1 protein-coding gene is annotated in these 402 nt (G+C 59.0%); it reads right to left on the bottom strand.

All coding sequences use genetic code 11. The features are described from left to right. Positions 1-38: 38 nt before the first annotated feature. Positions 39-402: molybdopterin dinucleotide binding domain-containing protein (locus tag E0L35_RS25870; RefSeq protein WP_283241557.1), on the bottom strand; the 364-nt coding region annotated here is incomplete at its 5' end.

Genomic DNA, 402 nt, shown 5'->3' with positions numbered 1-402 from the left:
GGCGTAAACACAGGCAATCTGTTGTGCTGTCAGCGTGGTCATGATTTCACCTGCGACGCGGGAACATACTCGCACTGCGCCACCATCTCCACGGGGCCGTTAAACGCCGTCACCTGCTCCACTGTTCCGTTGTACTTCTCAATTTCCACCAGCGTAGTGTGCGCACTGGTCGCCTGCGCCAGCTGCGAAGTACCGATGTCGATGGTCAAGACGTTGGGGTTACCGTATTTGCACAGCGCCCCTGGCTCGCCGCCTTTGTCCGGATCGTACCATGCCCCTTCGTGAATTCGCGCCACGCCGGGTGCATAACGGTCAGAAACCACTGCTCCAGCCAACACCTGACCACGAACGTTAAAGACGCGTACCACATCACCGTGACGAATACCGCGCGCGCTGGCATCC

Origin of the sequence: Halomonas sp. ATBC28 (assembly GCF_005937175.1) — a bacterium.
Taxonomy (GTDB): domain Bacteria; phylum Pseudomonadota; class Gammaproteobacteria; order Pseudomonadales; family Halomonadaceae; genus Vreelandella; species Vreelandella titanicae.
The sequence above is the reverse complement of the archived record's forward strand: the minus strand, read 5'-3'. Positions and strand labels throughout refer to the sequence as shown.